Raw genomic sequence first — 13,986 nt, forward strand, 5'->3', positions numbered from 1 at the left:
ACAGCGCTAGCCGCGGCGGTGTTCGAGGGTCATCCGTTCCAGGAGCGGGACGACGTCGGCGGGGCTCGGCATGGCGAGCCACGTGTCGAAGACGTCCTGAGCACCGCGCTGAATCGCCGGGTCCTCGACGGCCGTCAGGATCACCGCCCGGATCTCCTCGACAGACTGAGTCCGATGATTCAGCCGAAGGCCCGCGCCCCGACCGACCACGTAGTCAGCGGTGGGGGTCGCCTCCAGCTTCTTGGCGGGCAGCTCCCACGAGGTGACCTTCTCGACGACGTCCTCGCTGATGCCGAACTCGAACCCCACCCGGTAGGTGCCGTCGCCGGGCATCTTCGGGTCGACCTCGACGGGCTGCATCATCAGCGTCTCCCCCGTGTCGCAGACGATCTGCGGCACCTTGGCCGCGACGGGCGCGCCGAAGGTACCGAGGCCCCCATGGTGGATCAGGACCGAGCAGGTGGGCATCAGCTGGGTCAACGGGACCCATTCGATCGTGCGCACGTTGTCCGGAATCCGCTCGACTCCCTCCAACTGCGGGGCGTTGACGGTCGCGATCATCTCGACGTCCAGGCCGTCGACCGCCTCCAGGATCTTCGGAGTTCGTCCCCAGTCGCCCTTGATGAACCTGCGCGTGGACTCCCCCAGCGATAACGCCACCCTCGGCCGCTCCGGCCGACGGTGCAGCCATCGCGGGAACGGCTCGGCGCCGTTGTAGGGCACGTACCGCATCGACAAGGTCGTCGTGCTCGTCGGGAGGACCAGCCCGGGCGGCATCGGGTCGATACTCCACTGTCCGTACAGCAGCTCGTCGTCGACCTCCATGCCGTACTTCTCCGCCAGGGGCGCCATGAGCTCGGCCTGCGGATTGGGCGACAACCCGGCAGCGAGCAGCTCGGTCCGGCGCTCTGCCAGCCGGTCCAGGCTCCACGCCAGGTAGTCCGGTCCGATGAGCATGCGGGCGTGGGCGGCGCCACTGACCTTCGCGGCGACAGGGCCGCAGGCGAACGTCGGATCCCAGATCACCAGGTCGGGCCGCCAGTCCCGTGCGAAGTCGATCAGCTCATCGGCATACGGCAGATCCGTCCTCACATAGTCGGAGATCGGGTTCAACAACCATTGGAAGTAGGCGATCCAGTGTTCCCGCGCCGCCGCGTCCAGCCCGAGTGCATCGGCATAGCGGAGCACCTCCTCGGGATGGGAGGGGGCGCGCGCGTCGGGCCGTGTCCTTGCCTCGTCGACCCGAGCATCGCCTAGACCGACCGGGGTCAGTCCCGCCGCCGTGACAGAGCCTTCGAAGCGGGCATGCGAGGCGACTCGCACCTCGTGTCCTGCGCTCTGCAAGGCCCAGGCGCAGGGCACCGCAGGCCAGAAGTGCGCGTGCGACGGGTAGACGACGAACAGGACTCGCATGAGATCTCCTTTGAGAATGTCGGCCCCGCATGGCAGCACCGAATCGGCGATTCTCGACCGGCCCGCCGAAAGTTCGAAAGTTCGGGATTCGGCCAACCCGGACAGTCCCGATCGATGCTCCTCCCCATGATTGGCATGCGGCACCGGACCCGCATCTTCGGAAATGCCCTATTGACGTTCCTTCCGCGCGATGTCCGGCCGGGCCTCGACAGATCGCGACGAGCGGGGTGAAACGCGGTCCTGGCGGGTTGATTCCGGTAAGGAGACACCGGGAACGGCGGTGTGGACGACCCGGCCACCGGCGGTGATGCGGTCGTTCCACGACCGCAGGCACCCCGCAATCACGAAGAACCACGCACGGTCGCCGGTTGCTACCTTGGCCGAGATAGTCGAGGTCACGGCATCGAAGCTGCCGACAGGGCAGGGTTTCCCTGCCGCGCAGGCGGCACGACGCGACAGCTGCCGACCGACCCCGTCACCGACCAGTCGGGCTGAGAGCCGAGGGATCGCCATGTCAGAATACGACGATGCCGTCAGACTTCCTGTCTCGGCATTCGCCGACCCCGAGAAGCTGTTCGCGATGCTGGGTGATCGCGGGCCGGTTCATCGGGTCACCCTGCCGGACGGGATGCCCACCGTACTGGTCACCGGGAATGACGCGGCGCGGGCCGCCCTCGCCGATTCCCGACTGGTCCGGGGAATCGACGCGGCGGCACCGGAACTGCATCGCTATCATCCGATGGGCGGCGCCGACTTCCCGCTTTCCGCACATATGCTCTTCGCCGATCCACCGAATCACGGGAGACTACGTCGGCTGGTCTCGAAGGCCTTCACCCGACGGCGGGTGGAGGAGATGCGTCCGAGGGTCCAGCAGATCACCGACGCACTGATCGACGCCGTCGCCGCTGACGGCTCCGCCGATCTCGTGACCGCGCTCGCGCTGCCGCTCCCGATCACCGTCATCTGCGAGATGCTGGGCATCCCGGTCGGCGACCGTGCCGAGTTCGAGGAACACGCCGAGGTCCTCACCGGAATCAACACCTCCTCCGGCTACGACGAGATCATCGCGGCAGGCCGCTGGCTGGACGTCTATCTCACCGCGCTGGTGAGCACGCGGCGCCGCGCCCCCGGCGCCGACCTCGTGTCGGCGATGCTGCTTGCGCAGGAGGAGGACGACCGCCTCACCGACGCCGAGGTGCGGTCGAACGCGATGCTGCTGCTGAGCGCGGGATTCGAGACGACGGTCAACTTGATCGCCAACGGCCTGCTCACGCTGCTGCGGCATCCCGAGTCGACGGCGATGTTGCGGGCGGACCCGACCATGATGCCCGGCGCCGTCGAGGAACTGCTCCGATTCGACAGCCCGGTGTCGAGCGTGACCTACCACTTCGCGCGGGAACCCCTGGAGATCGCCGGTGTCGAGATCCGACCGGGCGAGCACGTCGTGATCTCGGCCGCCGCCGCCAACCACGATCCGGAGGTCTTCGAGGAACCCGGTCGCCTGGACCTGCGGCGGGAGGTCGGAGGTCGGATTCTCGGCTTCAGCCACGGCATCCACTACTGCCTCGGTGCCCCGCTCGCCCGGATGGAGGGCGAGATCGCCTTCGCCACCGTACTGCGCAGACTCGACGACCTCCGACTGGCAGTTCCACCGACGGAGCTGGCCTGGAAGCCGAGCTACAACCTGCACCGGCTGACCGCGCTGCCGGTGGAGTTCACCCCCGTCACCGCCGCTCGGCCCGCACCCGCAGGCCCGAACCGCCGAGCCGACTGACCCTCGACGTCCGCCCGGCGATGCCGTCCACGCCGCACCCGCAGGCGTCGCCCCGCCTGACGAGTACTGCCCGCAGCAGGCCGCGGGCAGCAGGCCTCCGGGCAGCAGGCCGGTCGCACGGCGGGGAGCCGCCCCGCACGCCGCGCCTCGGGAACGACGACCCCGTGACGACACGGGAGCACGAGGCGAACAGCAACCCGAGCCTGCCGTCGGCAGGTTCGGACTCGATGACGAATGGAGCCCCACGATGCGAGGTCGACAGAGGATGTCCGTACTGGCTGCGGCGGTGGCCGTGACGGCCGCCGTCGCGGGATGCAGCCCGCAGCAGCCGCCCGATCCGCCCTCGACGAGTCCGGTCGACGTCGCCGCATCCACCAGCCCGGTCGACGACCTGCGCTCGATCCTGTTGCCCGTCGAGGAACACCCGGCGGGCAGCCAGCTCAACCCGGAGATGCCGCTGCGGGAAGCCGTGGCACGAGCGATGCCCGGCACCGGCGAGCCCTCTGGTGTGGTCGTGATGCCCCGATGCGTCAGTTACTTCTCGGCGATCGACGGCCTGGAGTCGTTGGAGGGCTGGTATCACTTCGGCAACCGCGCCGACGGAGCGCTCTTCATCGCCTTCGTGGCGGAGGCTCCTGGCAGCGACGCACTCGATCTGATCCGGATGCGAGTGGAGGGGTGCGGCGAGGGCCACCAGACCATCCAGGGCTGGCCGCCGAGCGCCACCGGAGGCGGGGAGACCGTCAGCAGCACCCTGTCGTTCACCGAACGCGAGATGGCGGAACTGCCGGACGCGCAGTCCCTCGGCATCACCCAGTCCATCGTGTTCAACGACCAGGACCACGAACTCGTGCAGACGATCCGGCAGAGCTGGCAATGCCCGGAGACCGCCTGCGTGTCCGAGGACTCGATGGTGCTGACCGACGACGTGTTCATCTGGGTTCACGAGGGTGGCGAAGGGTCGAACTCGGACGCGATCGCCGAGGCCATGTACGAGCGGATCACCTCCTGACGCACGAGGCGGAGGCGCTCGGCAGGCCGCAGCACCGGTCCCGGGGTCCGCGCCCACCGGATTCCTTCACCAGCGCGGACAGCGAGGACGGACAGCGACCCGCCGGGCCGCGTCGGCCCGGCTTCCCACGAACAGATTGGACGGACCTCCGATGGTGCGAGCACTGGTGACCGGCGGCTGTGGATTCATCGGCACCCACCTTGTGCGACGCCTTCTCGCCGACGGCGACGAGGTGACGGTCGTCGACATCGCGACGCCGCCCGACTCGCTGGGCGCCGACGGGGGGCGGGTCGGGCACCTGCGCATCGACATCCGTGATCGTGACGCCCTCCAGGAGGCCGTCTCAGCCTCGGAGGTCGACGTCGTCTATCACCTTGCCGCGGTCGTCGGCGTCGACCAGTACCTCGCCCGCCCGCTCGACGTCATCGACATCAACCTCAACGGGACACGAAATGTGCTCGACCTGGCCCGGCGGTCGGGCGCGCGAGTGGTGGTCGCCAGTACCAGCGAGGTGTTCGGGAAGAACCCAGCGGTGCCGTGGGCCGAGGACGGGGATCGCGTGCTGGGCCCCACCTCGGCCGACCGCTGGGCCTATTCGTCGAGCAAGGCGCTCATGGAACACCTGGCGTTCGCCTACATCCGCGAGCACCGGCTCGATGCCTCGATCGTCCGGTACTTCAACGTGTACGGGCCGGGGCAGCGACCCGCTTACGTCGTGAGCCGCTCGATTCACCGCGCGCTCAACGGGCACGACATGGTCGTCTACGACCGGGGAGACCAGACCCGGTGTTTCACCTACGTCGACGACGTCGTCGACGGCACGATCCTCGCGGCGCGAAACCCGGCGGCGACGGGTGAGGCGTTCAACATCGGCAGCATGGACGAGGCGACGGTAGCCGAGGTCGTGACGCTGATCGCGGCGGCCACCGGGGCATCGTGGACCTCCGTGGACACCGCGGCGCACCTTGGCTCGGCGTACGAGGACCTGCCACGACGGGTTCCCGACAATGCCAAGGCACGGCGGCTGCTGGGCTGGGAGCCGACCACCGGGTTGGACGCGGGACTCGCCAAGACCGTCGAGTGGGCGCGGCGGACCCCGGCCTGGCTGGGCCGGCCCGACACGGGCGCGGCCTGACACGCCCGCCCGGCCGCCCGGCGGCGGGTCGGGGCTGCCGGGGGTGGGCGGACTACCGGCCGCAGCAGACGGTCCGGCAGGCACCGTGCCGGTCGCCGATCAGACCTGAGGGCGGGCGAGCCCACATTCGACGAGCAGGAAGGGGCGCTCATGCACGGCGCCGATGCCGAGGTGAAGAACGTCCCGGTCGACGGCCGGACCCGCGATTATCTGGTCCGTTCGTGCAGTCCGCCGGAGCCGGCGCTGCTGGCCCTGGCCGAACGCACGGCGTCGACGGGCGAGTCCGCCGGGATGATGGTGCCGTTGGAGCAGGCCGCACTGCTCACCCTGTTGGCCAGGACGTGCACCGCCAGGACAGTGGTCGACATCGGCACCTTCACCGGGATCTCCGCGCTGGCGCTCGCGCTCGGCGTCGGCCGAGGCGGCCGGGTGATCACCTGTGATGTGACCGATCGGTGGGCGGGAATCGCCCAGGAGCACTGGAGTCGTGCGGGCGTCGCCGATCGCATCGAGTTTCACGTCAGCTCGGCGGGTCGGGTGCTGCGGGAGCTTGCGACGGGGCCGCCGGTCGACCTGGTGTTCGTCGACGCGGACAAGATGAACTATCCGAGCTACTGCCGGGCGGCGATCCCCCTGCTGCGCCAAGGCGGGCTGCTGGTGATCGACAACGTGCTGCTGGACGGGACCGTGGTCGACCCCGAGCGGGCTGCGGAGGGCCTGTCCCGTGCCTGTGCTCGGACGCTGCGGGAGGTCAACGCCGAGCTCTCCGCCGACGCCAGGTTGGAGACGGTGATGCTTCCCATCGCTGACGGCCTCACCATCGCGCGTCGCCGATGAGCATCGGGCCCGATCGGCATCGTCGCACCGCCGCCTGATCGCGAGGCCGACCGAGGCCGACGGAACCCCGGTCGACACAGCCACTGCCCGCACCGCCGGATCTGGCCTCCTGACTGCTCCGCTGCCGGACCGGACCCGCCGATCAGGTCGGTTCCCCGCGCCCCGGCCCGTAGGAGAAGAAGCCCCCACGGCGACCACCACCGACACAGCCGCCACCGAGACCGCCCGCCGTTCCAGCCCGACGAAGGCCGCCACCGTCCCGAGGGACGGTGGCGGCCTTCTCGGCTGCTCGGGTCGATCAGCGGCGGAGGGAGGTCTGGAAGCCCAGGTGGGCGTAGTGGTCGGCGATGGCGTGGAAGGACTCCTTCGGCTCCACCTGGTAGTCGGAGGCGGGATCGGCGGGATCGGTCCGAATCGTCTTCACCAAGGCCATGCTCGCCATGTCCAGATCAACCGTCGGATCGGCAGAGTGCGGGTGTGTCGGGTGGATGAACTCCGACACGGTCGCAGCCCTGATGCCCGCCTGCTCGAAGACGTCGAACATCCTGAGGTGGTAGGCGGCCTGGGCACCCTCGTCGCGAACGTGGCCGTCCAGGATGGTGGGCACGGGCCCGGACCGCTCGACCACGTCCCAGAAGAAGAACGCCTTGTGCTCCGCTCCCCGGTAGGTGGCCGTGCCGAACTCCGCGATGTCCACCGGCCTGCCCCAACGCCGGTACTCGCGCAGCTCCGCAATGTGCTGCTCAGGAGTCCGGAAGACCGGCACGTACTGGTACATGAGGCCGATGAAGTCGAATCGACGCCAGTCGACGTCTTCGAACGGGGCCGCCGAGTAGCCCACTTCGCCGCCGAAGGCCCTGCCGACCACGTCGTGCGCCTCGGCGAGGAACTCGTCGAGGCGCGGCGCGGCGGCGGCGAAGTCGACGGTGCCGGTGGGGGTGAGCAGGTGGTGCTCGGCGTCGGCGTAGATGTCGGCCATCCGCTCGTGATACTGCTCGCCCTCGATGAGGCCAGGGGTGAACAGCAGATGGACGGCGCCGACCGTCATGTCGATGTCCGCTCCCTGAGCACGAAGCGACTCGGCGAGCCGGGCGGCCTCGGCCAGGTGTTCCAGGATCTCCGTGCGCGGTCGGTCGACGAGCCGGGGCTGCAGCCGCACGTGCAGGCCGCGTTCGGCGACCTCGCTCGCCGTGTCGGCGAGGCGGCCGAGGTCGCTGCCGTAGACGGTGACCGAGTTGCAGTTCAGCTGGTCGCTGATGAGGCTGATCTCGTCGAGCATTCGCCGTCTGCTCCAGACCGCACGAGACAGCGAACCCTGGCCGGTCGCGAAGTTCGTCCCCGTGTCGTAGGCGACGCCTCGCAGGGACAGCGTGTCGGTGTGGCGATGCCGTTCGCCGGGTGGCCGTGTCATCGTGTGCTCTCCTCCATGTCCTCGACTGATCCGCGTCCACACAGTGCGCGGGGCGGACTTCTTCTGACGAGCGCCGCCGGGAGACGGGCGGTCCCGTCCAGGACTGGTCCGCACGGGAGGTGCGGTCCCCGGACCCCGGCCGCCGATGCCGACGAGGAACCCGTTACCAGGTCACCGGAAGCTCGTAGAGCCGTTGCAGGGTCCCGTCATTGTTGTTGCTGGGCAGGTCCTCGGTGGGCACCGCGGATCGCAGGTTCGGGAACCGCTCGACGAGCGAACGGAAGGCGATCTCCAGTTCGAGACGCGCGAGGTTGTCGCCGGGACAGCGATGGATGCCATGGCTGAAGCTGAACGACGGCCTGGGCGGACGTCGGATGTCGAACACGTCGGGTTCGGCGGCCGAGCGGGGGTCGAAGTTGACCCCGGCGCAGCTCACGAGGATGCCCTCCCCTGCCTTGATGACTCCGCCGTCCAGTTCGATGTCCTCCACCGCGACCCTGGCGAACGCCTCCACCAGGGACACGTATCGCAGGATCTCCTCCACCGCAGCAGGCACCAGGCCGGGATCGGCACGCAGCGCCGCCCACTGCTCCGGATCGTCCAGCAGCGCCAACGTGCCGAGCGAGATCACGTTGGTGGTGGTGTCGGTGCCCGCCACCAGCATCGCCATCGCGATGTGCACCAGCTCCGAGCGCGTCATCCTGTCCTGGTGCAGGTGCTCGACGATCAGGTCGTCGATCAGGCCGGACAGTCCGGCGCCGGGTTCGCGTTCCTTCCGCTGAATCAGGCGATCGAGGTACTCGCCGAGTTCGGTGGTCGCCTCATCGGCCAGTTCCGGCACGAACAGCTTGCGCGCCGGTCTCTCGAACTCCTCATGGTCCTCGTAGGGAACCCCGAGCACCAGGCTCATCACCATGGAGGGCACCGGCTGAGCGAACCTGGTCACCAGGTCGGCGGGAGCCCCGGAACGCTCCAGGTCGTCCAGGCTCGCGTCCACGATGCGCTGCACGTCCGCCCGGAGCCGCGCAGTCCGGCGTAACGTGAAACTCGGCATGATCATCTGGCGTTGCCTGGTGTGCTCCGGCGGGTCGACGCCGAAGAGGACGTCGGCGTATCCGCTGTCGACGACCTTCTCGAACTCCACGTTGAGCAGGGGATAGTTTCCGTGGTACGGGCGGATGGACACCCGTCGATAGTCGGAGAGCACCGCACGCGCCTGCGCGGCGCCGGTCACGAGCCAGGCGTGCCTGCCGTTGTAGAGTCGAACCTTGGTCATCGGACCCGCATCGCCGAGCCGGACATGTTTCTCGGCGGGCCGATAAGGGCACTGCGACGAGCGCTGGATCGGATACTCCGGCAATTCGGCTGAGACATCGGACGAGCCGGGCATAGAACACCCCTCGGTCGGAATTCGGATACGACGTGTCGAAATCAGGACGGCGTGCTGGTCGAATGTCGAGACCGACGGATCCATCCTCGACATATCGTCGGGCCGCGCGCAGAACGCGCGCATCTCCGCACGTGCGGATCACGGTGATTCCGCACGATCAGGACGATTTACGGCTGCCGATCGTGCCGTCGTACCTCACCTCGGCGAGGAATACGCGATCGGACACCCCACGACGGCACGGCGTGGACCAGGACGTGCTCGATGCGGACTCGCGTTATCCACCCGTGCCCTATCATCCCGCTCTCCTTGTCGGCGGTGTCGGATGACGGAGATCGTGTAGCCGGAACCGGCGGGCGAACCTGCGCGGACAACCAAGCGGGTCGTTCCGCCCCGGCCATCAGATCGGGGAGCACAGTCGATGACCAGCCGCCACGATTCCCACGCAGAATCCACGCCGCCGCGACCCGGGACACGCCCCATGACGGGCGACGAATACGTCGAGAGCCTGCGCGACGACCGCGAGGTCTATCTCTACGGCAAGCGGATCGCCGACGTCACAGCACATCCGGCATTCCGCAACCCGATCCGGATGACGGCCCGTCTCTACGACTCCCTGCACGATCCGGACCGCCGCGAGCTGCTCACCGCACCGGTGGACTCCGGCGGGGACGGCCGCACCCACCGGTTCTTCACGACTCCGCACAGCGCCGACGATCTCGTCGCCGACCAGCGGGCCATCGCCGAGTGGGCGCGGATGAGCTACGGATGGCTGGGCCGAGGGCCGGACTACAAGGCCTCGTTCCTGGGCACCCTCGGCGCGAACGCCGACTACTACGCGCCGTACTCCGACAACGCCAGGCGCTGGTATCGAGAGTCTCAGGAGAAGGTGCTGTACTGGAACCACGCGATCGTGCACCCGCCCGTCGATCGAGACCGCTCGCCCGACGAGGTCGCCGACGTCTTCATCCACGTGGAGAAGGAGACCGATCAGGGCCTGATCGTCAGCGGGGCGAAGGTGGTCGCCACGGCGGCCGTGCTCACGCACTACAACTTCATCGCCCACTACGGACTCCCGGTCAAAAAGCGCGAGTTCGCCCTGGTGGCGGCGGTGGCGACGAACGCACCCGGCGTCAAGCTGATCTGCCGCCCCTCCTACACCGCCTCCGCCGCCGTCCTCGGGAGCCCGTTCGACTATCCGCTGTCCTCCCGGCTGGACGAGAATGACACCATCCTGGTGCTGGACAAGGTGCTCATCCCCTGGGAGAACGTCTTCATCTACGGTGACCTCGGCAAGGTGCAGCTCTTCACCGGCCGCTCGGGATTTCCCGAACGTTTCACGTTCCACGGCTGCACCCGCCTCGCGGTGAAACTCGAGTTCCTGGCGGGACTGCTGGCCAAGGCATTGGAGATCACCGGGACCGCCGACTTTCGCGGCGTGCGCGCCCGGCTCGGCGAGGTCCTGGCATGGCGCAACCTGTTCTGGGGGCTCTCCGACGCCGCCGCCCGCAATCCGGTGCCATGGAAGAACGGCTCCGTGCTGCCCAACCCGCAGTACGGCATGGCTTATCGATGGTTCATGCAGATCGGCTACCCGCGTATCCGCGAGATCATCCTTCAGGACGTCGCCAGCGGACTGATCTACGTCAACTCCAGCGTCGACGACTTCGCCGATCCCGATGTCCGCGGGTACCTGGACCAGTATCTCCGAGGTTCCGGGGGCACCGACTCGGTTCAGCGGGTCAAGGTGATGAAGCTGCTGTGGGACGCGGTCGGCTCCGAGTTCGCGGGACGTCACGAGCTGTATGAACGCAATTACGCGGGCAGCCACGAGAACACCCGCCTCGAACTCTTGTCCGCCCAGCTCGCGGGCGGCGAGATGGACGAGTACAAGGCGTTCGTCGACAGCTGTCTCGCGGAGTACGACCTGGACGGCTGGCGGGTGCCCGATCTCGCGTCCTACGACGAGCTGCGCCGCGCCGGGACGGATCTCCTCGGCCCCTGATCCCGGCGGGCCCCGGGGTGTCGCGACATCGGTCGGGCGCGCATCGGCGACGCCCGACCGATCGTCGGTTCGCAGGCACAGCAGGCGGCCATGGGCGAACGCTCAGGAGACGGGATCGACCAGCGTGTCCGCGAGCGTGACCACGGTGTCGCGCAGCACCACCCGGAACTCCTCGGCCATCCGCACCACCGACTCCTCATCGAAGAGGTTGGTGGTGTAGCCGATCTTGCCCAGGATGAGCCCGCCCGGCCTTGGTTCCAGAGACCAGAGCAGCCCGTCTGGGAGCTGGGAGCCCACCGACGCGGACAGCAGGCGACGGCGCATCGCGGTGAACCTCAGATCACCCGCCTGCCAGTCGGTCATCATGAACGGCGACTGGACGACCTGGAACACCGAGGCTGCGCCGTCCGGCTCCGACAGGGGCGACATCAGCTCTGGCGCCTCCTCCGAGAGCTGGACGAACGGAATCTCGTGAACGTAGGCGGCGAGACAGGCGGACCGGACCCGTGCGACCACGGCGAGGAGGTCCGCGCAGCCCTCGACGTCGACCCGCAGCGGCAGGAAGTTGTAGAAGGAGCCGACGACGTCCTCGGTCCATCCCGGCGAGCGGCCGGGGGTGAACGTCGGCAGCACCAGATCGGTCTGGCCGGTCCTGTCACGCAGGTGCATCAGATAGGCCGCGAGGAGCACCATGAACGACGAGGACCGGGTTCTCGCGGCGACCGTCGCGGTGGCACGACCGAACTCCTCACCGAGCAGGAAGCGGTGCCAGCCGGTGCGGAAGTCGCCCTCCGCCGGACGCGGCCGGTCCGTGGGGATCGTCAACATCCGAGCGCCGTGCAGGCTCGTCCGCCAGAACGCCCGTGCGGCAGCCGTAGCAGGACGTTCCGCCTCGGCGCGCTGCCATGCCGTGTACTCCCTCGGTTGACGAGCCGGGGGCAGGACCGGTCGCCGCCGCTGTGCTCGCGCCGCGTAGTGCTCGGCGAGATCACGCATCACCACCTGGGCAGACCATCCGTCGACCATCGTATGGTGGGCGACCATGACGAGCACGGCGTCCTGGCGATCGAACCTGCCCAGGACCATCCGCATCGACGGGTACTCGTCGGTTCCGAAGGGACCGGCCTCGATGTCGCAGGCGAACTGCTCGGCGATGCGCTCTCGATCTCCGTCGGCAGGCAGATCACGCACCACCAGCTCGGGCGCGGCGGGTGGGCGCACCCGCTGGTAGACACCGGTCTCGTCGAGGACGATCGCCGTCCGCAGCCCCTCGTGTCGTGCCACGACGTCGTTCAGGGCTCCGCGCAGGATGCGCAGATCGAGCGGTCCGTGCAGCCGCCACCCGCCGACGATGTGGTAGTACGGCCCGAACGGCCCGTTGCCGTCCCCGTGATCCATCGCACGCAGGAACTCCTGCTGCAACGACAGCGCGATCCGGTCCCCGTCCTGCCGCAGTTCGGAGGGCTGCGGTCGAGGCGTCGTGTCCGTCATGAGCGTGGGCTCCCGTCGGTCGATGGCTGTCGCGACGACCAGTGCAGGCCGTCGGCGGACGGCACCAGACCGCCCGCCCGTACCGGAGTGCGCTCATCGGCGTTCCCGCCGGCCGCCGCCTGGAACTGGATGTGCAGCCCAGACCGGGACACCGCCTTGACCAGCGCGGCGCCTAACAGGTCGCGGTCCTCGCCCTCCTGCCCGACGGGCCTGCCGACGATGTCGGCGAGTTCCTGGAAGGCCGCCTGGTTGCGATCGGCGTAGGAACCCGCCCCGACGAGCGCGTCCTCACCGGACGCTCCGCCGCCGACGAGTTCGACGAAGGACTCCAGGTCGGAGGCACCGGCTCCCCCGAGGACCTTCCTCGCCTTCCAGAAGTACGACGCCTCGTCCTGGTGCATGTCGTAGAAGCCCACCAGGAAGTCGTGGAAGCGCGTGTACTCCATGCGGTAACGCGCCTCGAACTCCGCCAGACAGACGTCCTCGTCAAGGCGGCCCGCGAGCATGGTGTTGAGGGACCGAGCCGCCAGGAGAGCGCCGTAGGTGGCCAGGTGGACGCCGGAGGAGAACACGGGGTCGATGAAGCAGGCCGCATCGCCCACCAGCACGAAGCCGGGGCGCCAGAACCGCTCCTGGATGTAGGAATAGTCCTTGCGAACCCTGATCTCGCCGTATGGTCCGCTCGTGACGCGTCGGGCGTCGGCGAGGTTCTCGGCGATCAACGGGCAGTCCTGGATCAGGCCGGCCAACGCCGCCTCTCGATCGCCTCGGACCCGGTCGAGCGCATCCGGCCGCACCACCGCGCCCACGCTGGTCAGCTCGTCACTGAGCGGGATGTACCAGAACCAGCCCGCGTCGAAGGCCGCGGCGAGGATGTTGCCCTGGTTCGGCGGTGGGAGCCGCCGCCCGCCCTCGAAGTAGCCGAAGAGCGCGAGGTTGCGGAAGAACTCGGAGTACCGTCGGCGACCGCCCACCCGACTGTGGATGCGGCTCTTGTTGCCGGAGGCGTCGACGACGTACCTGGCCCGAACGTCGCGGGTCGTGCCGTCGTCCGTCGTGACGGACACCCCGACCACCCGGTCACCCTCGTCGATCACGTCGATGACCGGCGACTCCTCCCAGACCTCGACACCGACCCGGCGGGCGTTGTCCAGCAGGATCTGATCGAACCGCATGCGCTCCACCTGGTACGCGGTCGACGTGTCACCGGCGAACCTGGCCGACGCGGCGAAGGAGAACGTCCACGGGTCGGGGTTGTTCCCCCACCGGAACGTTCCGCCGCGCTTGACGACGAACCCGGCCCGCGTCAACTCGTCGGTGATGCCCAGCAGCCTGCCGATCCCATGGACCGTCGCGGGCAGCAGTGACTCGCCGATCTGGTAGCGCGGGAATCGTTCCTTCTCCACGAGCAGCACCCGATGGCCCTGCATCGCCACGAGTGCTGCCACGGTCGAACCGCCTGGGCCGCCGCCCACCACGACGACGTCGTAGTCCGGATGGTCCTGATCCCTCATCGCCCCT

The 13,986-nt window shown here is 68.7% G+C and carries 10 protein-coding genes; 5 read left to right on the top strand and 5 right to left on the bottom strand.

Features of this window, described 5'->3' with window-relative positions; all coding sequences use genetic code 11:
• Positions 1 to 6 precede the first annotated feature (6 nt).
• Positions 7 to 1,413, bottom strand: coding sequence for a nucleotide disphospho-sugar-binding domain-containing protein (locus tag UA75_RS18075; RefSeq protein WP_075741246.1), 1,407 nt, complete (start codon positions 1,411 to 1,413; stop codon positions 7 to 9).
• 511 nt (positions 1,414 to 1,924) lie between these two features.
• Between UA75_RS18075 and UA75_RS18080 the strand changes: the two genes are divergently transcribed.
• The 4 genes from UA75_RS18080 to UA75_RS18095 all read left to right on the top strand — a co-directional run bounded on the left by UA75_RS18080 (position 1,925) and on the right by UA75_RS18095 (position 6,171).
• Positions 1,925 to 3,187 (top strand): cytochrome P450 family protein, encoded by a 1,263-nt coding sequence (locus UA75_RS18080; RefSeq protein ID WP_075741247.1) that lies wholly within the window; start codon positions 1,925 to 1,927, stop codon positions 3,185 to 3,187.
• A 247-nt stretch (positions 3,188 to 3,434) separates the two neighbouring features.
• On the top strand, positions 3,435 to 4,199 hold the full coding sequence (locus UA75_RS18085) for a hypothetical protein (protein ID WP_075741248.1): 765 nt from the start codon (positions 3,435 to 3,437) through the stop codon (positions 4,197 to 4,199).
• Between the two features lie 151 nt (positions 4,200 to 4,350).
• Positions 4,351 to 5,334 (top strand): NAD-dependent epimerase/dehydratase family protein, encoded by a 984-nt coding sequence (locus tag UA75_RS18090; protein ID WP_075741249.1) that lies wholly within the window; start codon positions 4,351 to 4,353, stop codon positions 5,332 to 5,334.
• A 150-nt stretch (positions 5,335 to 5,484) separates the two neighbouring features.
• A complete protein-coding gene (locus UA75_RS18095) occupies positions 5,485 to 6,171 on the top strand; it encodes an O-methyltransferase (protein ID WP_075741250.1) in 687 nt (228 codons plus the stop codon).
• A 298-nt stretch (positions 6,172 to 6,469) separates the two neighbouring features.
• Here UA75_RS18095 and UA75_RS18100 read toward each other — a convergent pair whose 3' ends face one another.
• On the bottom strand, positions 6,470 to 7,582 hold the full coding sequence (locus tag UA75_RS18100) for an abortive infection protein (RefSeq protein WP_075741251.1): 1,113 nt from the start codon (positions 7,580 to 7,582) through the stop codon (positions 6,470 to 6,472).
• 163 nt (positions 7,583 to 7,745) lie between these two features.
• Positions 7,746 to 8,858, bottom strand: coding sequence for a cytochrome P450 (locus tag UA75_RS18105; protein WP_198042760.1), 1,113 nt, complete (start codon positions 8,856 to 8,858; stop codon positions 7,746 to 7,748).
• 592 nt (positions 8,859 to 9,450) lie between these two features.
• On the opposite strand from UA75_RS18105, the gene UA75_RS18115 reads away from it, so the two are divergent.
• The gene (locus tag UA75_RS18115; protein WP_232237301.1) at positions 9,451 to 10,974 is read left to right on the top strand and encodes a 4-hydroxyphenylacetate 3-hydroxylase family protein; all 1,524 of its coding nucleotides are present in this window, start codon (positions 9,451 to 9,453) and stop codon (positions 10,972 to 10,974) included.
• Between the two features lie 102 nt (positions 10,975 to 11,076).
• Here UA75_RS18115 and UA75_RS18120 read toward each other — a convergent pair whose 3' ends face one another.
• Together UA75_RS18120 and UA75_RS18125 are read right to left on the bottom strand one after the other, a co-directional pair.
• The gene (locus tag UA75_RS18120) at positions 11,077 to 12,465 is read right to left on the bottom strand and encodes a condensation domain-containing protein (protein ID WP_075741255.1); all 1,389 of its coding nucleotides are present in this window, start codon (positions 12,463 to 12,465) and stop codon (positions 11,077 to 11,079) included.
• Entirely contained in the window at positions 12,462 to 13,979 is a 1,518-nt protein-coding gene (locus UA75_RS18125; RefSeq protein WP_075741256.1) for a tryptophan 7-halogenase, read from the bottom strand. The genes UA75_RS18120 and UA75_RS18125 overlap by 4 nt, the downstream gene beginning before the upstream one ends.
• Between the last annotated feature and the right edge of the window lie 7 nt (positions 13,980 to 13,986).

Origin of the sequence: Actinoalloteichus sp. GBA129-24, assembly GCF_001941645.1 — a bacterium.
Taxonomy (GTDB): Bacteria; Actinomycetota; Actinomycetes; order Mycobacteriales; family Pseudonocardiaceae; genus Actinoalloteichus_A; species Actinoalloteichus_A fjordicus.

Excerpts from the sequence above, each read along its gene's own strand:
- UA75_RS18075 (WP_075741246.1), bottom strand. The coding sequence starts at position 1,413 with ATGCGAGTCCTGTTCGTCGTCTACCCGTCGCACGCGCACTTCTGGCCT.
- UA75_RS18080 (WP_075741247.1), top strand. The coding sequence starts at position 1,925 with ATGTCAGAATACGACGATGCCGTCAGACTTCCTGTCTCGGCATTCGCC.
- UA75_RS18085 (WP_075741248.1), top strand. The coding sequence starts at position 3,435 with ATGCGAGGTCGACAGAGGATGTCCGTACTGGCTGCGGCGGTGGCCGTG.
- UA75_RS18090 (WP_075741249.1), top strand. The coding sequence starts at position 4,351 with ATGGTGCGAGCACTGGTGACCGGCGGCTGTGGATTCATCGGCACCCAC.
- UA75_RS18095 (WP_075741250.1), top strand. The coding sequence starts at position 5,485 with ATGCACGGCGCCGATGCCGAGGTGAAGAACGTCCCGGTCGACGGCCGG.
- UA75_RS18100 (WP_075741251.1), bottom strand. The coding sequence starts at position 7,582 with ATGACACGGCCACCCGGCGAACGGCATCGCCACACCGACACGCTGTCC.
- UA75_RS18105 (WP_198042760.1), bottom strand. The coding sequence starts at position 8,858 with ATGACCAAGGTTCGACTCTACAACGGCAGGCACGCCTGGCTCGTGACC.
- UA75_RS18115 (WP_232237301.1), top strand. The coding sequence starts at position 9,451 with ATGACGGGCGACGAATACGTCGAGAGCCTGCGCGACGACCGCGAGGTC.
- UA75_RS18120 (WP_075741255.1), bottom strand. The coding sequence starts at position 12,465 with ATGACGGACACGACGCCTCGACCGCAGCCCTCCGAACTGCGGCAGGAC.
- UA75_RS18125 (WP_075741256.1), bottom strand. The coding sequence starts at position 13,979 with ATGAGGGATCAGGACCATCCGGACTACGACGTCGTCGTGGTGGGCGGC.